Consider the following 19,964-nt stretch of genomic DNA (forward strand, 5'->3'; position numbering starts at 1 on the left):
GTAAGGGAGGATAACCACTGTTTTCTAAATAAGTAATATCTGCCCCTAAAGATGTTAATGCATCTACTAAAACACCAATTGGCCTCTCTGTCATACGTTTAGACCCTGTAAGCACAACCTCTTTACCATCCTGACAAGAAAAATACGTAGTTAAAAAACGCATTGCTGTACCTGCGTGATGAATATCTACTTCTCCTTTAGATACCTTAATCCCTTTACGCATAACAACTGCATCATCAGAATTAGAAAGGTTTTCTATTTTTATATTTGGATACAGGGCCTGTAACAATAACAAACGATTAGACTCACTTTTACTTCCTGTTATTTTAATAGCAGAATTTAATGTTTTGTTTTCTGGGGCTGATAAATGTAATTTCAATGTAAAAGACTTTAAGTGATTAAAAATAAGAACTTATTTTAATTTTTTATTATTGTGATGACGATCGTGATCTCTTTTTGTTTTAAGATCTAACTTTTTATCAAAAGCATCTTGCAAGTTTATACCTGTTTGGTTTGCAAGACAAAGCACAACAAACATAACATCTGCTAGTTCTTCACCTAAATCTTTATTTTTATCAGACTCTTTTTCGCTTTGTTCTCCGTATCTACGCGCAATAATACGTGCCACCTCACCTACTTCCTCTGTAAGCTGAGCCATATTTGTAAGCTCGTTAAAATAGCGAACTCCGTGTTCCTTAATCCAATTATCTACGGCTTCTTGTGCGTTTTCTATGTTCATTATATTTTTGTTAAAACTACCTTTTCGTTTTCTTTTTCCATTAAAATTTTAAAATAATCTTTTACAGCCGTGTAATATTCTGGCGTTAAAACCGCTTTATTTATTGACTTTTTAACCAATAAATGCACTTGATTATTCTTTTGATTAATACTGTATTTAAAAGATCCTAACTGATCTGGCAAACCAATATTTCTAGACTCAGGTAGAGTTTCAACTTTATATCCTGCAGGAATTTCAACTATAATTCTATAGGTTGTTTCTGATGGATAACTAAAATCTATAGGGTAGTTTCTTTTTTCTAACTTAAAAGGGTTGCTTTTAGATCTGTAAAAAAACATTGGAGAAAAATAAATTTTATCACCAATAACATCTGCCTGACTCTCTTTTACAAATTTATAACTTTCCAAGATTGGTTTACCTAAATCTAAGCTATTTTTTACTTCAAAATCAGATATTTCTATATCTAATGACTTTTCAATTTCATCGATATAACTTTCTTCGTCAGACTCATTGTAATTACGTCTGTAATCACTTGCATTATGAAGTTTAGCAACTTTTCTGTAAGACCCCGTCAAATCTCCATTATTTGTCAACTCTGTTGTCATCATAATAACTGAAGATGATTGCGAATTTGGATATAAATCTATTGTAGACGACAAACCATCCTTACCTATAATTCGACCTTCCCAATTAAGTACTCTTGTTGGAAGAACATTTGGCATACTATACATACTGGTTGCATCTAATAAAACTATCCCAGCACCTGTATCTATTGATGATATCACATAATTATAACCTTCTCTTGTTGGAAAAATAGGAACTCCGTTGCCCCTTGTACTAACCAACACAGGATTTGCATTTAAGCCTACATACCTAAACATGGAGGTTAGCATTAAGTTTATATCTGCAACATTACCAACACTTTCTTTATAAGCTTTACGTACTCCATTATATGTGTACTTACCATAAATACCATTCCACTTTACTTTACTTTTTACAAAATTATAAATTAATGCCGCTTTTTGTATTGGATCTGATGTTGAAGCTACTAATGCATCTATATCCTTATTATAATAGCCAGATTTGTTTAGCTCTACTCCAAAACTAGGACTATCATAAATTGTTTTTACAACGTCTTTCCAAGTTGAAGAGTAATACTTAGGAATACTATTTGGGTATTGCACATAAGAAAGTTCGTACTTTACGGCTGCTCTATAATTATCAATATTATTAATATAAGGTTCTTCTTTTAAAGCTGGTATATTAGTTAAACTATATATATGCCTGTCTTCTATAAAATTTATTTTATCATTATTAAAAGTTGTTGTTACTGTTTTAGATGGCATATCTGACCTTGTTTTACTCTTAATATTAACACTAGAGTTTACACTAGTCTTTTTAGGGTAAATACCCAAATACCCTTTAGAATTTAGTTTATACTTATAATATTCTGGAGAAGAAAAGCTAAACTCTAAATTGTTTACTGGTACACTATGTTGAAAAACAAATTCATCTACATTAAAAATAAAAGGAGAATTAACTTTATACCTGTATTCAATTACACTACCATCTTTAACGTTTGGCATAGTAAATTTTGTTTGGTCATAAAACTCTGACATCTCAGACTCAAAAATTCCATCCTTCTTTAATTTAGATTCTTCAATTTTATTACCAACAAGGTTATAAGTAACAGCCTTTAATCCTATTATTTTTTCTCTATTTCCTTGTGATGCTTTATAAAGTGGTATTGCTTTAGTTGCAAAATCATACCCTTCTTTATTATAAATTTTTACTCTTTCAAAAACTTCGGTTACTAGCTCAAAACCACTATTATCTAAATATCTAAAATAACATTTTTTACTTTTATACAAGTATGCTGCATTTGCTGACGAGTCTATTGGGTGACCTTTTTCTTTTAATTCTTTTAATGAAACTTTTCCAAAATCAAAATCTTGAGCAGAAATTAAGCTAATGGTTAAACTGAATAGTACTACTAAACTGTATTTTTTAATCATAATAAATTGGGTTATTTGGTTGTGGGGTTTTAGCTAACTTTTGGTTTATTTTTTCGCTAAAACAATTTTAGTATTATCTAGTAATGATACTTTTTTTCTAAAGTCACGATAGTCTTTGTATTTCTCTTTTGGATAATATCCTTCTTTAATAAGTAATTTTCTTTTGTACTCTACATTTTTTAAGTCTTCTGATAACTTATAAGATACACTGTACATTCCAAATTCGTTTTCTATTGAAGTGTCATTAGGCATTGCCTCAACTTTAAAACTATTAGGAAGCAAAATATTAAACTCATCTTCATCTAAATAGCCTCTTTGTATTTCTAAAGGCAACTTTCTACTTCGGTACCTATCTGGTACTCCATTATTTCTATTTAATACATTTACCCTAAACAACAATCTCTCTCCGCTTACAGAAGCGTAGTTTACTGCCTCTAAACTATCTTTTTCTGTAAACACAATACTGTCTCTATTATTTAAAAAATTATAATTATTAATAGTTAAGTTGTTTATATAACTCCAGTAAGATGCATAATGCTTTTTAACATCAGTAGATGCCTTTCTTTCTATACTAAACCTATCATCATACTGTATTCCCTTTGTAGTAATAACTGCATCTGCAGAAATTGTTCCTGTATTAGACAATGTAATACGAGCTTCTGTTTTCTGATAATTATTTTCATTAACATAACTATCCGTTTGTACCAACTCACCTCCATCTGGCTTTATTACGTGTACCATTCTACCATCTGTAAAATCTCCTAAAAATCCAAATGGATGTATCTGAGACGTACAATCAATCCAATAATACTTATCACTGCTTTCTATTGCTAAAATTACATGGTTACCTTCTGCCAGTGATGCAAAATCTTTTTTAAAACTTTCTTTATAATTACCAGCCTCTACGTGAGTATAAAATGCTTTTACGCCAACTGCCTGTAATAAGGCCATTGTGTAATTAGATAATCCTTTACAATCTCCATACTTTACCCTATCTACATCTAAAGCAGATATAGGCTGCATACCTCCAATACCTACCTGTACACTTATATACCTTGTATTATCCTGCACATACTTATATACAATTTTTGCTTTTTCAATATCGGATTTAGCTTCTTTTGTTAATGATTTTATTGTATTTATGGTAGATTCTGGTAACTTATCTCTATTAACTAATAAATTAGAGTACATCCATTTACCTAAATCTTGCCAAGATTTTATTGAAGCATCGTAACCACCATATGTAAAGTTTATAGGTCTTATTTGCAGTTGTGGTGAAATCTTATGAAAAGCCGGACTTAAACTTTCTTTTTTTAATGCAGGTATATTTTTTACTGTATAAGAAGTACTTCCATTTTTTATTATTTTTTCAACATCTAAACCTGTCAAATTCTGCTCCTTAACTTCTGGCTTAAAGCTTTCATCATCATAAGTTAATGTGATACTACTTTTTTCTGTACTTAAATAAAATGAATCTAAAAAGTACCAAGTAGGTATTAATTCACCAGTATTAGAGTTGGTGTACTCATAAGTAAACTCCATTGTGTAAGGGTAAGCTATTGGAGTATAGTCTAAATATTTTACTCTGGAGTCTGAGTATAATGTACTACCGCTTACTGCACTAACATCTTTAAAGTCTTTTTCTTTAAACTTACCTATTTGTTTACCAAACTGATTGTATACTAAGGCCTGTACAGAAACTACTTTCCTGTCTAAATCATACCCCACAGACGCATGTGTTGCACCATTTCCATACTTATTTAAAACAGTAACAATTCGTCTTAATTTAATACTCATTTTAGTTTTAGAACTAATATGAATATCCATTTGATCTAACCTAACAACAGCATTTGCATTTTTGGTTAAATTGGAATTAATTAATAAAGACTGATGATTAATTTCTTGTGCTTCAGATAGTTGTATGCAAAGAAATAATATAAAGAAAAAAAATACTCTCATTGGTTGGTTTTGGTTGAGCCTAAATTAATAAAAACCCTTAAAAAACCTACAAAAATATATACGATTATTCTTTATTTTTTGTATCCATTATTATTGTTACAGGGCCATCATTAAGTAAATCTACTTTCATATCTGCGCCAAAGACACCTGTGCCCACAGACTTACCCATAGTAGTTTCTAATTGCTTAACAAAAGTAACATATAAAGGTTTTGCAAGTTCTGGCTTTGCTGCTTTTATATAAGAAGGTCTATTACCTTTTTTTGTTGCAGCGTGTAGTGTAAACTGGCTTACAACTATTACATCTCCTTTACTATCTAAAAGAGAGTTATTCATTACTCCGTTTTCGTCATTAAAAATTCTGAGATTTGCAATTTTACGAGTCAACCAATCTATGTCTTCTTTAGTATCTTCTGCTTCTATTCCTAATAAAATTAAAAGACCTGAATCTATTTTAGAAATTAGTTTTTCGTTAACAGTAACACTTGCTCTTGTTACTCTTTGTATTACTGCTCTCATTTTTTTTCTCCGTAAATATCCTGTCTGTAGTTTTCCTCTTCACCTGTAATCATTTGTACATAACTTTTATACCTGCTCCAAGCAACTTCATCATTCTCTAACGCATCTTTTACAGCACACTTGGGCTCATCTATATGCAAGCAGTTATTAAACTTACATTCACTTTTTAAAGCAAAAAACTCAGGAAAATAGTCACCTATCTCCTCTTTTTCCATATCTACTATTCCAAAACCACGTATACCAGGTGTGTCTATAATTTGAGCTCCAAAATCCAAATCGTACATTTCTGCAAATGTTGTGGTGTGCTGCCCTTGCATATGCTGTTCAGATATTTCTTTGGTTTTTATATTTAAATCTTTATCTATAGTATTTACCAAGGTAGATTTACCTACACCAGAATGACCAGAAAACATACTTATTTTTCCTTTCATCATTTCTTTTACCTTATCTACGTTTTTACCTGTTTTTGCAGAAATACCTACGCAAGTATAACCAATACTACGGTACAATGCGGCTAAATATTTAACATCTAAAAGCTCATCTTCGTTATAGGAATCTATCTTATTAAATAATAGAACTGCAGGTATGCCATAAGCTTCCGCCGTCACTAAAAAACGATCTATAAAACTTGTAAATGTTTGCGGATTATTTAACGTTATCATTAAAAAAACCTGATCTAAGTTAGATGCAATTATATGTGTTTGCTTAGATAAGTTTACAGACTTACGTACAATGTAATTTTTGCGGTCTTTAATTTCTGTAATGGTTGCATTGGTTTCATCTCCACTTTTTTCAAGCTCAAAAACAACTTTATCTCCTACTGCAATAGGATTGGTACTTTTTATACCTTTTAAACGGAACTTACCTTTTATCCTACAGTCATAAAACACACCATCATCTGTTTTTACAGTGTACCAACTTCCAGTAGATTTATAAACAGTTCCTATCATTTTGTATTCTTTATTTTACTTTCTTTTTACAAAGAAACAATATATGTGTTATACTACAGTCTTTTTTTTATCGTTAAAAAAATATATAAACAACAAACAAATTAACAATTATGAAAAAATTATTATTTTTTGCATTTATCCTTTGCTTATCAACGGTAGATTTATCTGCCCAACAATTTAAAGTTATTACTAGTGTTGAGTCTATTGTTCCTAACGGATTAGGAAGATCTAGAATAATTTCTGCCAACGAAGAGAAAGATTACAAAGAGTATACTTCTACACAGACTGAAGAAGATAATACAAGGAACAAATCTAAAAGAGGTGATATTAGAGTTAAAGGTTTTGATGAAACTAAATTACTTAACTTTTATAACATCGGTGGAATCAGATTTCAAAATATAGCTGCTAATGACGCCATTATAACTTCAAAAATTAATGCAATGGTTGCAGAAGGTTGGGAGCTAGCCTTTGTAACTAGTGCTGTAGAAAGTGAAGCTGGTAAAGGTGATGGTAAAGGTATTTTTATTACCAGATATATTTTTAAGAAAAAATAATTTATTAAACCTTTTTATAAAAATCCCGATGCATTTTACATCGGGATTTTTTTATCTCTAAAATTATCCTTTAATAATTTTTTCTTGGTGGTTTATAGACTCTTGGTGTATTGCTTTAAACATTTTTAAAACAAACTCTTCACTTAAGCCTTTAGACTCACCTTCTAAAATCATAGCTCCTAAAATTTCGTTCCATCTTGTAGATTGCAAAACAGCAACGTTTTTTTCTTTTTTAAGCGCTCCAATTCCGTCAGAAATTTTCATTCTTTTTCCTAAAGTTTCAATTAACTGTGCATCAATAACATCTATTTGTGCACGTAAATTACTTAAATCTTTATTGTATTCCGCTTCAGGATCTGATTCTTTTCTTATTTTTAAATCGCGCATAATTTGCACTAATTTTTCTGGTGTTACTTGTTGTGCAGCATCACTCCATGCATTATCTGGGTCAAAGTGAGTTTCTACCATTAATCCATCAAAATTAAGATCTAATGCTGTTTGTGACACATCAAAAATCATATCTCTATTTCCTGTAATATGAGACGGATCGTTAATTAATGGTAAATCTGGAAATCTATTTTTAAACTCAATAGCCAGTTGCCATTCTGGTATGTTTCTATATTTTGTTTTCTCGTAAGTAGAAAAACCTCTGTGTATTGCACCTAAATTTTTAATTCCCGCAGTATGTAAACGCTCTATACCACCTAACCACAAAGATAAGTCTGGGTTAATTGGGTTTTTTACCAATACAATTTTATCTGTACCCGCTAAAGCATCTGCAATTTCTTGCATGATAAACGGACTTACAGATGTACGCGCACCAATCCATAATAAGTCTATATCATGTTCTAATGCCAATTCTACGTGGGCTCTATTTGCAACCTCCGTACAGGTTTTCATTCCTGTTTCTTCTTTTACTTTTTGCAACCACTTAAGACCTAACAAGCCTACACCTTCAAAATTCCCTGGACGAGTTCTTGGCTTCCAAATACCTGCTCTATAATAACTTACATCGGTATCTTTTAATTGATGAGCAATTTTTAAAACTTGCTCTTCTGTTTCAGCACTACACGGCCCTGCTATTACTAGTGGATGATCTAGTTTCATGTCATCCAACCATGTTCTCATTTCTTTTGAATTTTCCATCTTTACTTAATTTTTATTCTGGGGTATTCCGTTTAATATTTCTTTTATTTTGTTTGCGTTTTCCATTTCATCATAAATACCTTTATAATTGTCTTCTTCAATCATTTTTTTAAAGGCATTTAAATTCTGAATATATTCTTCTAATGTTTCTAAAACATTGGTTTTATTCTGCTTAAAAATTGGCGTCCACATTGCTGGCGAACTTTTTGCCAAACGTACTGTACTCTCAAATCCACTGCCCGCCATATCAAATATATCACGTTCATTTTTTTCTTTCTCAATAACCGTCTTTCCTAACATAAAAGAGCTAATATGAGATAAATGAGACACGTATGCTATGTGTTTATCATGCGCTTCTACATTCATATATCTTATGCGCATTCCCATTTCTCTAAAAAGTTCTAAAGCCTTTTCCTGCAACTTAAATGCTGTTTTCTCTACTTCACAAATAATATTTGTTTTGCCTTTAAACAGGTTTTCTATAGCTGCAGATGGTCCAGAAAATTCTGTTCCTGCAATTGGGTGGCACGCAATAAAATTTCTTCTTTTAGGATGATTTTCTACTTGTTTACAAATTAAACCTTTAGTAGACCCCGCATCTAAAACAATAGCATCATCAGTAATTGCATCTAATATTTTTGGCAATTCTACCACCATAACATCTACAGGTATACTCACAATTACAACATCTGCCAATTCCAAGTCTTGATAACTTGCCTTTTGGTCTATTACACCTAAAGACAATGCTTCTTCTACGTGTGCATCATTAATATCTACACCATAAATTTTAGCATCAGCATTTATCCTTTTAATATCCTTGGCCATTGAGCCACCTATTAATCCTATGCCAATTATAAATACGTTCATTACTTATTTTATATGATACAAAAGCTATTGGTCGTAATATAAACTTTAACCAAACTCACTTTTAACTTCTTTATTTAAATCTACTTATTGCTTCTCTTATTTTTTCTTGTGTAACACATAAAGAAAAGCGTATATAACCTTCTCCATTACTACCAAAAATTGTTCCTGGCGTTATAAATACATCTTTACTATATAACACGTCATCTATAAACTCTTCTGATGAAACACTACCGGCTGGCAACTTTGCCCATACAAACATTCCTACTGCATTTTTATCATAAGTACAATTTAATTTATCTGCTAACTGAAAAATTAAATCTCTACGGGTAGCGTATATTTCATTTAATTCTGCAAACCAATCTTTACTACTTTTTAATGCTGCAATAGCTCCTTTTTGTATGCCGTAAAACATACCAGAATCCATATTACTTTTTACTTTTAATACCGCGTTTAAATGTTCTGCGCTACCCAAAACCATACCCACACGCCAGCCTGCCATATTAAAAGTTTTACTAAGCGAGTTTAATTCTAAAGCACAATCTTTAGCATTTTCTATACTTAATATACTTGTTGGCGCATTGTTTAAAACAAAACTATATGGATTGTCATTTACCAATAAAATATTGTTTTTTAAAGCAAATGCAACTAGCTTCTGCAACTGTTCTTTTGTTGCAACAGCACCTGTAGGCATATGCGGGTAACATACCCACATTATTTTTACCTTAGACAAATCTTGTTCTTCTAAAGCGTCTAAATCTGGAAACCAATTATTTTCCGCTACCAAGTCATAATACTTAGGCTCTGCTCCTACTAAATTTGTAACAGATGTATACGTTGGGTAACCTGGATTTGGAATTAATGCTGCATCACCTACATTTAAAAAAGCCATACTAATATGTAAAATACCTTCTTTAGAACCCATTAATGGTAAAATTTCATTAACTGGATCTGCTGTAACATTAAAGTTAGCTTTGTAAAAAGCCGCCATACTTTCTCTTAACTCTGGTAAGCCTTGGTAACTTTGGTACTGGTGTGCACCTGCATCTTCTACTGCATTTTTTATAGCATCTACCACTATTGCAGAAGGCGCTAAATCTGGACTACCAATTCCCATATTTATTATAGGTTTACCGTCTGCCATTAAACCACGTACTTCTCTAAGTTTTTTAGAAAAATAATATTCTTGTATTTGTTCTAGTCTATCTGCAGTTTTCATTCTCTTCCGTTTTTGTATTCACCTAAAATTTTAAATTCTTCTGCCATTATCTCTAGCAATGCTTTGGCTTTTTTATAGTCTTTATACTTTAAAAAAGTAACATCTACAAAGAACGAATACTTCCAAGGTTGTTCTATTACTGGTAGTGATTGTATTTTTGTTAAGTTTAGGTTACAATCACTCATCACATTTAAAACGGCTGCCAAACTCCCACGCTTATGATCTAAAACAAAACGTAATGATGCCTTATTTATCTCTTCCTCTGGCAACTCTTTATTTTCTTTTTTAAGAATGATAAAACGGGTTGCATTATTAGAAATAGTTTGTATTTCTGATGCTACAACTTCTAAATTGTATAATTCTGATGCAACTTTTGGCGCAATAGCCGCAATACCTTTTAAATTATCTTTTTCTATACGCTGTGCAGTTTCTGCAGTATCTACAGATTCTACCAACTTAATGTGCGAGTACGCTTTTAAAAAATCTTTACACTGCAATAAAGCCATTGGGTGCGAGTGCACTTCTTTTATATCTTCAATTTTTTGACCTTTTAAAGCCATTAAATGATGATGAATATTAAGATAGTGCTCACCAATAACGTGTAAATCGTTATTGTAAACAAGCGCATAATTAGGAATTATAGAACCCGCAATAGAGTTTTCTATAGCCATAACCGCCTTGTCTGCGTAACCAGTCATTAATTGGTGAATTAACTCATCAAAAGAAAGACATTCTACCAACTGCACATCCTCACCAAAAAACTCATTAGCTACTTGGTGGTGATTAGACCCCTTTATACCTTGTATTGCAATTTTTAATGCCATTTCTTTTTATCTACTTAAACGTCAATTTTTCGCATAAAAAAAGTCCCGTTATATACGGGACTTTAATTTATATCTATATTTAAAATATACTACAACAGTCCCGCACCTCTCTTAAAAAAGAAGTAAAAATAAAAACCGTTCCAGAAATATCTTGTATTCATTATTCTTGTATTATACGGCTAAGGTAATTATTAAATTTAAAAAACAAATTTTATTATTATTTTTTTTCACTCTTCTCACATTATTTAATATAACAATAATTTTTTTAACAAATAATTAAGATATCAATTTTTTAAAACGTTAAAATTCCGTTAATCGTAATTAACTTAACACCAAAAAAAGGCTTATAATTCCTATTCCTTTTAAAAACAAAATTCACTTATTTACGTTATTTTTGATAAAAAAATATAAGTATGTCTATTTCCGTACAAAACATCAGTAAAACTTTTGGAAGCCAAAAAGCATTAGATAACGTTTCTTTCGCCATAAATAAGGGAGAAATTGTTGGCTTTTTAGGCCCTAATGGAGCTGGTAAGTCTACACTTATGAAAATACTTACTACTTATATTTTAGCAGATAGCGGAGAAGCTGCTGTAAACGAATTTAGTGTTGCAGACAGAATTAACGTTCAAAAAAGTATTGGATACTTACCAGAGCACAATCCTTTGTACTTAGATATGTATGTAAAAGAGTACTTAGCTTTTAACGCAAATGTATATAAGGTATCTAAAGCAAGAATTGCTGAAGTTATAGAACAAACTGGTTTAACTCCTGAAGCTCACAAAAAAATAGACCAACTATCTAAAGGATACAGACAACGTGTTGGTTTAGCTGCTGCTTTACTGCACAATCCTGAAGTTTTAATTTTAGATGAACCTACAACTGGTTTAGATCCTAATCAATTATTAGAAATACGTAAACTGATTAAAGAGATTGGCAAAGAAAAAACCATTTTACTATCTACCCATATTATGAAAGAGGTAGAAGCCGTTTGTGACCGTGTTGTAATTATTAATAAAGGTGTAGTTGTAGCTGATAAAAAATTAACTGACTTAAGAGACGCTAAAGAACAAATTATAGAAGTAGAATTTGATTATAGGGTTGAAGAGCAATTACTAAACAGGTTGCCAAATGTGGTTGCTGTTAAAAACACTGCTGGTTTTGTGTATGAAATTACTTTTAATACAGATGTAGATATGCGCCCTGCTGTATTTGACTTTGCTCACGACAACGAATTAAAAACATTACAACTTAGCCGTAAAAACAAAAACTTAGAAAGTTTATTTACTGAGATTACAGGGTAGACTCATTTGCTTTTTCTACAAACTCCAATACAATTTCATCTAAAACATCTTGTATATTAGGATTTGTACAATTGGTTAGTATGCTTATTACTAAACCTTGTTTAGGGTACACAAAAAAGTTAGAGTAGCCGCCTACGCCATTACCAATATGGCCATAGTACGCATTACCTTTTTTATCTGTGCTTACTTGCCAACCTAAACCGTAATAGGTAGACTCGCCATTTACTTCTTGTGCTGTTAAAAATTGTTGCTGTGTAGTTTCTTGTAAAAAATCACCTTTTAAATATGCGTTTCCTAGTTTTACAATATCTGTAGTTGTAGATAAAAATCCGCCACCAGCAAGCTTGTAATAATTATTTACTTCCAATGCTTTTCTAAAACCAAGTCTTTTTTGAGAGTAAAATGCTGTTGTATTTAAAACAGGTTCCTCTTTTACCTCTGCATATGTATTTTGCATTTGCAAAGGCTCTAAAACTTTTTTTTGCACATATTCTTCAAAAGGTACACCACTTGCCTCTTGCATAACTAATGACAATAAAACCCAATCATAACTATTGTAATGGTAATTTGTTCCTGGTTTAAAAAGTAAATCATCATCCTTAAAAATAGCAATACTCTCTTTAATAGTATATGGCATATTTAAACCATACTCTTTACCTTTGTAACCACGTATACCTGCGGTATGACTAGCCAATTGCCTAATTGTAAAGTCGTACTTTTTTTTAGGATAATAAGGAACATAGGTATAAAAAGACTCTTCTAAATCTATTAAACCATCTTGCACCATAATAGCTAATGCAGTTGCTGCAATGGGTTTAGACACACTAGCAATTCTAAATACAGAATCGTCTGGGTTTATAGGTGTTTTATTATCTAAGTTAGAAAACCCATATCCCTTATTAAAAATAGTTTTATTGTGTTGTGTAGCCTTAATTGCAATACCTGGAATTTTGGAATTATTTACCAACGATTGCAGTAACTCATCAACCTTACTGTAATTAATATTATTAGCAACACCATTATCTTTAGAACTGCTAATTCTTTTTGTAAAATAAGATAAGAATCTTTTAAAACTCAATGTAAAACAACTTTAGTTATTACTCTTTAAAGATAAGCTTTCCTTTGTAAAGCTCTTCTACATTTATATTAGCTGGCTTATAATAACTAATAACATCACCAACACCTCTAATTGTACCAGATATACTCTCTTGCGGATTTACCAATATATCGTTAGAGCTTCTGTGGTTTACATTTACACTTTTAGTTATTAAATTTTCTGCATTAAGCCTAGAGTCACCTGCTGCAAAAACGACATTTAAACTTTCTGCCGTTCCTTTCAAATCAAAATAAGCAGCACCGTTAGAAACTATAGACACTTTAGCATCTAACAACTCTAAAGTAAAAGATCCGGTAGTAAAGTCTGCTTCAGAATCTCCAAAATCTTCAGATAAAAGAGCTAAACTTGGATAACTTAAAACCCCATCACTACTAATATCAAAACCAGTACTACTACGTATAGATGTTAAGTTTGGCGCGGTAACATAAAAAGTAGTTAAACCATAGTCTCTAGTAAAATTACATCCGTTTGTATTGGTAAGTATCAATTTACCATCTACAACTTTAGCATCAATATCACTACGCAAATATTCTCCTGTTTCTACCTCAACCTTTTGTACTGGACCTTCTTTTATAACTAAAGCTGAATTTTCAAAAACAGTAATAGTTGTAAAAGGTTCTACCACAATTTCTTCTCTTATGATATCGCCTGCATTCTGGAAACAATCAGATGCATTTTCGCTATTACAACCATACACTAAAACAAGTGTTAAAGTGTATAGCAAAATTGATTTAGTTGTAATTTGCAATCCTATATTTTTAATCTGTCTTCTTGTAATCATCTTCATATTTTTAAAAACGGATTCCAACTCCAAATTCCACTGCCTCTGCTTTAGCTGCGTGAGATTTTAAAGTTACAGCTGCAAACATTTTATCGCCAAAGTAACGTTTCAATCCCATTCTGTTGTACATTCTTCCTTCAAAATCAAACGGATAATACACATAATAACCTAACTGTGTTACTACAGACATTTGGTTAATATATAACTCGTGACCAACAAAAACACCTACACGTTTATAATCGTCATTAGCATCTACATTTTTCTCTGGAAAAGCAATAGAATTGTATGTTATTAACTCCTTTAAAAACTTAGAAAAGAAAACATCTGCACCTAACTGAAACCCACTTTTTCTGCCAATCCTTTTATCTGCATAAGCCGATAAAATATAAAAAGGAGACTGTCCTAAACCAATAACATCACTCTCATTAACACCTCCTCTAAAGGCAACATTTAAGTGTATAGGTTGGTTGTAATTTGTAGTATCTGTAATGGTCTTATATGGTAATTTCTCACCTCCATCTAAGTCATACGTTAAACCTGCATTTAATGCAATGGTGTTTGTAGATGTATTTGGCGCCTTAAAATTTGCATTAGAATAGTGTACCAATGTTAGCCCGGCTTTAAAACCCAAACCTTTATAAATATTTTCTTTATGGTAATTAACCATTGCGTAAGTACTACTTAAAATATCAGACCCATATGCATTGTTTCTAAAGTTAGTTACTTTATCATAAGGGTTTGTAGTATAGGCAATACCTTGCCCCACTCTAAGCTGTACATTTCTCTTAAAAAAATAGAAGTTATAATGTGCATACGCACCATAGTTTTTACCCAAGGTGCTATTATTCATATCTTGGTAAATAAACGAGTACCCTAAATCTGGATAATTGTACAATTGTTCCCAAGCCTCATCTCCAAAAGTTTTTTTATTGTAACTTAAAATTAAACCAGCCGGATGCGCAGATATTAAGTGTGCAATACTATTATTATGTAATGCAATAGAGCCGTAAAACTGACTAGCATCTATTACTATTTTACTTTTCTGCTGGGCAAAACATCCCACAGAAAATAAAGCAACAAAAAGGATTCTTATATTCATTGCGTGCAAAAATAGCAATTTTACATCCACAGCAAATCTTTATAAGCTAATACTTACAAAATTTAAAAAAGTTCCTTTGCTATTGCCTTAATATTATCAGACTTACCCATAGAGTAGTAGTGCAATACAGGTACACCTGCTGCTTTTAACTCCTTAGATTGTTGCACTGCCCAATCTATACCAACTTGGCGTACTGCTTTATTATCCTTACAGTCTTCAACAGCATCTACTAAATCTTGTGGCACATCAATTTTAAAAACTTGTGGTAGTAATTGTAAATGTTTTTTAACAGCAATTGGTTTTATACCTGGTATAATTGGCACATTAATTCCAAAATCCTTAGCTGCTTTTACAAACTCAAAATACTTATTATTATCAAAAAACATTTGTGTAACTACGTAATCTGCACCAGCATCTACTTTTTGTTTTAAGCGTTTTAAGTCTGTTAATAAAGATGGTGCTTCCATATGTTTTTCTGGGTAACCTGCAACCCCAATACAAAAATCAGCACAATTATCGGTCTCTATAACCTCATGTAAGTAAGATCCGCAATTAAGTTTCTGTATTTGATCTACCAAACTAACCGCATATTTATGCCCTCCTTTTGTAGGTTCAAAATACTGCTCTTCTCGCATAGCATCTCCTCGTAATGCCATAACATTATCAATACCCAAATAATGGCAATCTACTAACAAATACTCGGTTTCTTCTCTAGTAAAACCACCACATAGAACATGTGGCACGGTATCTACATCATACTTGTGTTTTATAGACGCACAAATACCCACAGTACCAGGTCTCATACGCGTAAGTTTTTTATCTAACAAACCATCACGGTCTATATAAATATACTCTTCTCTAGACGTAGTAACATCTATAAAGGGCGGTTTAAACTCCATTAAAGGATCTATATTTCCGTACAATTCCTGAATATTTCTACCCTTTACAGGCGGTATAATCTCAAAAGAAAACAATGTTTTTCCGTTTGCGTTTTTAATATGGTCGGTTACTTTCATTTTTATATTTTTTTGGCGTTCCTACGGTCGGGCTTTCGGTAGTCGCTTTTTATGGTAAAAAAAACCACAAAAGAGCTTCAACAATACCTTAATCCCTAACGCATCAACAAAACTTTAATCATCTGCAATATTTGGAGCAAGCCATTTTAAAGCCGTCTCTAACTCTATATTTTTTCTAGTTGCAAAATCTTCAACTTGATCTTCTTTTATTTTTCCTACTCCAAAATAACGTGCCTCTGGATTAGCAAAATAATACCCAGAAACCGATGCTGCTGGCCACATTGCCAAACTATCTGTAAGTTCTACACCAATAGTTTCTTTTACTTTTAAAATGTCCCAAATAGTAGGTTTTTCTAAATGATCTGGACAAGCAGGGTATCCTGGTGCAGGTCTAATACCTTTATACTCTTCTTTTATTAGAGCTTCGTTATCTAAAGTTTCATTACTAGCATATCCCCAATGAGTAGTTCTAATGTCTTTATGCAGGCATTCTGCAAAAGCCTCTGCTAGCCTATCTGCTAAAGCTTTTACCATGATAGAATTGTAATCGTCTAAATCTTTACGGTACTGCTCTGCAATTTCCTCTGCTCCAAAACCTGTACTAACACAAAAGCACCCCATGTAATCATCTACACCAGCATCTGTTGGCGCAATAAAATCTGCTAATGCAAAGTTTGGCTTACCAGCATACTTTTTTAATTGCTGACGCAAGGTTCTAAACGTATGTTTACCGTTTGGGGTATCTAGTTCAATATCATCATCATTAATTGTATTGGCCTTAAACAAACCAAAAATAGCTTTTGCAGTAAGCAATTTTTCATCAATAAGTTTTGTGAGCATTTCTTGCGCTTCAGCAAATAAATCTGTGGCTTGGGTACCTACAATTTCATCGGTTAAAATATCTGGAAATTTACCGTGCAACTCCCAGCTTCTAAAAAACGGAGTCCAATCTATAAACTCTACCAACTTACTTAAATCATATTCCTCTATAACTTGTATTCCAAGTGTATTTGGCTTTATAATTTCTGATGTTTTCCAATCTATTTTGTACTTGTTTTTACGTGCTGCATCTATAGGCAAATACTCTTTATGTTTCGTACGCTTTAAAAACTGTTTTCTAAACTCTTCGTAATCTAGTTTTATAGTCTCTTTGTATTTTTCTCCTGTTTCTTTTTGCAACAAATCACCAACAACGGTTACCGCTCTAGAGGCATCATTAACATATACCACAGCATTTTTATATTGCGGATCTATTTTTACGGCAGTATGTGCTTTGCTTGTAGTTGCACCTCCAATAAGCAATGGTACACTAAAATTTTGGCGTTCCATTTCTTTTGCTAAAAAGACCATTTCATCTAAAGACGGTGTTATTAACCCGCTTAAACCAATAACATCTACATTATGTTCTTTTGCTGCTTGTATAATTTTTTCTGGCGGCACCATTACCCCTAAATCTACAATCTCATAATTGTTACAAGCCAAAACAACACCCACAATATTTTTACCTATATCATGTACATCTCCTTTAACAGTAGCCATTAAAATTTTCCCAGCTGAAGAAGATCCTCCTTCTTGCGGATTTTTAAGCTTTTCCTCTTCTATGTAAGGCAATAAGTAAGCAACCGCTTTTTTCATTACTCGTGCCGACTTTACAACCTGTGGTAAAAACATTTTTCCGCTACCAAACAAGTCACCAACAACGTTCATCCCTGTCATTAAATGACCTTCTATAACCTCAATAGGTTTGTCTACACTTTGCCTAGCTGCTTCTACATCTTCTACAATATACTGGTCTATACCTTTTACCAAGGCTCTGGTTATACGGTTTTGTATAGGTTCTTCTCTCCAAGATAAATCTACCGTGCTTTCCTTTGCCTTGCCAACTACCGTATCTGCAAAATCTAGCAAACGCTCTGTAGCATCATCCCTACGGTCTAACATTACATCCTCTACACGCTCTAATAAATCTTTAGGAATATCATCATAAACCTCTAACATAGTAGGGTTAACAATTCCCATATTCATACCTGCCTGTATGGCGTGGTATAAAAACACCGAGTGCATAGCCTCACGTACAGGATTGTTACCTCTAAAAGAAAACGATACATTACTAACGCCACCACTTACACTACAATGCGGCAAATTCTCTTTTACCCAAGCCGTAGCTTCTATAAAGTCTATGGCGTTGCGTCTGTGCTCATCCATACCGGTGGCAACAGGAAAAATATTAAGATCAAAAATAATATCCTCTGGTGCAAAGTTTACTTTATTAACTAGAACGTCATAAGATCGTTTAGCTATTTCTATTCTACGCTCGTAATTATCTGCCTGACCAACCTCATCAAAGGCCATTACAATTACAGCTGCACCATAACGCTTAATAAGTTTTGCGTGGTGTATAAATTCTGCTTCGCCTTCTTTTAGACTAATAGAATTTACCACACACTTACCTTGTACAACTTGCAAACCAGCTTCTATAATTTCCCATTTAGAACTGTCTATCATTATAGGAACTCTAGAGATATCTGGTTCTGCAATAATTAGATTTAGGAACTTAACCATAGCCTCTTTGCCATCTATAAGTCCGTCATCCATATTAATGTCTATTATTTGAGCTCCACCATCTACTTGGTGACGCGCAATAGCCAAAGCTTCATCAAACTTTTCTTCTTTTATTAACCTTAAGAACTTTTTAGAACCAGCAACATTGGTACGCTCACCAACATTTATAAAATTGGTGTTTTCCGTAACAATTAAAGGTTCTAGTCCGGATAGTTTTAAGTATTTAGGTTTTTCATTTTTCATTACGATGCCATTTCTGCAGAAATACTTCTGGGTTTGTAATCTTTTGCTAAATTGGCAATTGCTGTAATATGTTCTGGTGTTGTACCGCAGCAACCACCAACAATGTTTACCAAACTCTTGTCTAAATATTCTTTTATTTGTGCAGCCATTTCCTCTGCAGTCTCATCATACTCTCCAAAGGCATTTGGCAATCCTGCGTTTGGATGTGCAGATACTCCAAAACTTGTTTTAGCTGCCAAAACCTCTAAATGAGGCACCAATTCGTTTGCCCCTAAAGCACAATTAAAACCAACAGTTAAAATAGAAATATGACTTATTGATATTAAAAAAGCTTCTGCTGTCTGTCCAGATAATGTTCTGCCAGAAGCATCTGTAATTGTACCACTTACCATTATAGGAACATCTATATTGCGTTCTTCTTTTACTTCTTCTATAGCAAATAATGCAGCCTTTGCATTAAGAGTATCAAAAATGGTTTCTACCAACAAAATATCTGAGCCACCATCTAGTAAAGCTTCTACTTGTAGTTTGTAGGCTATTCTAAGCTCATCAAAAGTAACACCTCTAAAACCTGGGTCGTTAACATCTGGAGACATACTTGCTGTTTTATTGGTAGGCCCTATACTACCTGCTACAAACCTTGGTTTGTGTGGTTCTTTTGCTGTAAACTCATCTGCTACTTGCTTTGCAATACGTGCCGACTCATAATTTAGCTCGTACACTAAATCTTCCATAAAGTAGTCTGCCATTGCTATGGTTGTACCAGAAAAAGTGTTGGTTTCTACAATATCTGCACCAGCGGCAAAATATTTGCGGTGTACCTCTGCTATAGCTTCTGGTTGAGTTAGGGAGAGTAAATCGTTATTACCTTGTAATGGGTGTTCCCAGTCTGCAAAACGCTCGCCTCTAAAATCTTCTTCTGTGAATTTGTAGCGCTGTAACATTGTACCCATTGCACCGTCTAGCACTAAAATTCTTTCTTTTAATATGTCTTGTATACTTTTCATTGTACCGTTTAATCTCTTTTTTGTGCGTTAGGGATTGATGCGGCATCT

Annotated in this window: 17 protein-coding genes and 1 pseudogene; 2 read left to right on the forward strand and 16 right to left on the reverse strand. The window is 32.7% G+C overall.

What is annotated here, in order from left to right:
• The 6 genes and pseudogenes from ABJD66_RS13730 to rsgA form a co-directional block, all read right to left on the reverse strand.
• Positions 1-379, reverse strand: a pseudogene (locus ABJD66_RS13730) (3-phosphoshikimate 1-carboxyvinyltransferase); the annotation flags it as partial.
• Between the two features lie 33 nt (positions 380-412).
• Positions 413-739: a nucleotide pyrophosphohydrolase gene (locus ABJD66_RS13735; RefSeq protein WP_100893771.1), complete on the reverse strand. Its 327-nt coding sequence runs from the start codon at positions 737-739 to the stop codon at positions 413-415.
• The gene (locus tag ABJD66_RS13740; protein WP_348132632.1) at positions 739-2,754 is read right to left on the reverse strand and encodes a DUF3858 domain-containing protein; all 2,016 of its coding nucleotides are present in this window, start codon (positions 2,752-2,754) and stop codon (positions 739-741) included. The genes ABJD66_RS13735 and ABJD66_RS13740 overlap by 1 nt, the downstream gene beginning before the upstream one ends.
• A 45-nt stretch (positions 2,755-2,799) precedes the next feature.
• On the reverse strand, positions 2,800-4,713 hold the full coding sequence (locus tag ABJD66_RS13745; protein ID WP_348132635.1) for a DUF3857 domain-containing transglutaminase family protein: 1,914 nt from the start codon (positions 4,711-4,713) through the stop codon (positions 2,800-2,802).
• A gap of 64 nt (positions 4,714-4,777) precedes the next feature.
• Complete coding sequence (dtd, locus tag ABJD66_RS13750; protein WP_303540766.1) at positions 4,778-5,230, reverse strand: D-aminoacyl-tRNA deacylase; 453 nt, start codon at positions 5,228-5,230, stop codon at positions 4,778-4,780.
• Entirely contained in the window at positions 5,227-6,180 is a 954-nt protein-coding gene (gene rsgA, locus ABJD66_RS13755) for a ribosome small subunit-dependent GTPase A (RefSeq protein ID WP_348132639.1), read from the reverse strand. The genes dtd and rsgA overlap by 4 nt, the downstream gene beginning before the upstream one ends.
• Positions 6,181-6,290: 110 nt before the next feature.
• Between rsgA and ABJD66_RS13760 the strand changes: the two genes are divergently transcribed.
• Entirely contained in the window at positions 6,291-6,734 is a 444-nt protein-coding gene (locus tag ABJD66_RS13760) for a hypothetical protein (RefSeq protein ID WP_100893776.1), read from the forward strand.
• A 63-nt stretch (positions 6,735-6,797) separates the two neighbouring features.
• On the opposite strand, the gene ABJD66_RS13765 is transcribed toward ABJD66_RS13760, so the two are convergent.
• The 4 genes from ABJD66_RS13765 to ABJD66_RS13780 form a co-directional block, all read right to left on the reverse strand.
• Positions 6,798-7,880 (reverse strand): bifunctional 3-deoxy-7-phosphoheptulonate synthase/chorismate mutase type II, encoded by a 1,083-nt coding sequence (locus ABJD66_RS13765; RefSeq protein WP_100893777.1) that lies wholly within the window; start codon positions 7,878-7,880, stop codon positions 6,798-6,800.
• Positions 7,881-7,886: 6 nt separating this feature from the next.
• Positions 7,887-8,747, reverse strand: a complete 861-nt coding sequence (locus ABJD66_RS13770) for a prephenate dehydrogenase (protein WP_348132644.1) — start codon at positions 8,745-8,747, stop codon at positions 7,887-7,889.
• Between the two features lie 70 nt (positions 8,748-8,817).
• The gene (locus ABJD66_RS13775) at positions 8,818-9,963 is read right to left on the reverse strand and encodes an aminotransferase class I/II-fold pyridoxal phosphate-dependent enzyme (RefSeq protein ID WP_348132647.1); all 1,146 of its coding nucleotides are present in this window, start codon (positions 9,961-9,963) and stop codon (positions 8,818-8,820) included.
• Positions 9,960-10,787, reverse strand: coding sequence for a prephenate dehydratase (locus ABJD66_RS13780; RefSeq protein ID WP_348132649.1), 828 nt, complete (start codon positions 10,785-10,787; stop codon positions 9,960-9,962). Before ABJD66_RS13780 ends, ABJD66_RS13775 begins: the two co-directional genes overlap by 4 nt.
• 413 nt (positions 10,788-11,200) lie before the next feature.
• Between ABJD66_RS13780 and gldA the strand changes: the two genes are divergently transcribed.
• Positions 11,201-12,091, forward strand: coding sequence for a gliding motility-associated ABC transporter ATP-binding subunit GldA (gene gldA, locus ABJD66_RS13785; RefSeq protein ID WP_348132652.1), 891 nt, complete (start codon positions 11,201-11,203; stop codon positions 12,089-12,091).
• Here gldA and ABJD66_RS13790 read toward each other — a convergent pair.
• The 6 genes from ABJD66_RS13790 to ABJD66_RS13815 all read right to left on the reverse strand — a co-directional run bounded on the left by ABJD66_RS13790 (position 12,081) and on the right by ABJD66_RS13815 (position 19,916).
• Entirely contained in the window at positions 12,081-13,169 is a 1,089-nt protein-coding gene (locus tag ABJD66_RS13790; protein ID WP_348132655.1) for a serine hydrolase domain-containing protein, read from the reverse strand. The genes gldA and ABJD66_RS13790 overlap by 11 nt on opposite strands.
• Positions 13,170-13,188: 19 nt before the next feature.
• Positions 13,189-13,995 carry a head GIN domain-containing protein gene (locus ABJD66_RS13795; RefSeq protein WP_348132658.1) on the reverse strand — a complete coding sequence of 269 codons (807 nt, stop codon included), beginning with the start codon at positions 13,993-13,995 and terminating at the stop codon, positions 13,189-13,191.
• A 4-nt stretch (positions 13,996-13,999) separates the two neighbouring features.
• Positions 14,000-15,088 carry an acyloxyacyl hydrolase gene (locus ABJD66_RS13800; protein ID WP_100893784.1) on the reverse strand — a complete coding sequence of 363 codons (1,089 nt, stop codon included), beginning with the start codon at positions 15,086-15,088 and terminating at the stop codon, positions 14,000-14,002.
• A gap of 62 nt (positions 15,089-15,150) precedes the next feature.
• The gene (gene metF / locus ABJD66_RS13805; RefSeq protein ID WP_303540748.1) at positions 15,151-16,104 is read right to left on the reverse strand and encodes a methylenetetrahydrofolate reductase [NAD(P)H]; all 954 of its coding nucleotides are present in this window, start codon (positions 16,102-16,104) and stop codon (positions 15,151-15,153) included.
• 114 nt (positions 16,105-16,218) lie between these two features.
• Positions 16,219-18,909 carry a methionine synthase gene (gene metH / locus ABJD66_RS13810; protein ID WP_348132662.1) on the reverse strand — a complete coding sequence of 897 codons (2,691 nt, stop codon included), beginning with the start codon at positions 18,907-18,909 and terminating at the stop codon, positions 16,219-16,221.
• Positions 18,909-19,916 carry a homocysteine S-methyltransferase family protein gene (locus tag ABJD66_RS13815; protein ID WP_348132665.1) on the reverse strand — a complete coding sequence of 336 codons (1,008 nt, stop codon included), beginning with the start codon at positions 19,914-19,916 and terminating at the stop codon, positions 18,909-18,911. Before ABJD66_RS13815 ends, metH begins: the two co-directional genes overlap by 1 nt.
• Positions 19,917-19,964: the final 48 nt, after the last annotated feature.

The organism is Cellulophaga sp., assembly GCF_039943695.1.
Taxonomy (GTDB): Bacteria; Bacteroidota; Bacteroidia; order Flavobacteriales; family Flavobacteriaceae; genus Cellulophaga.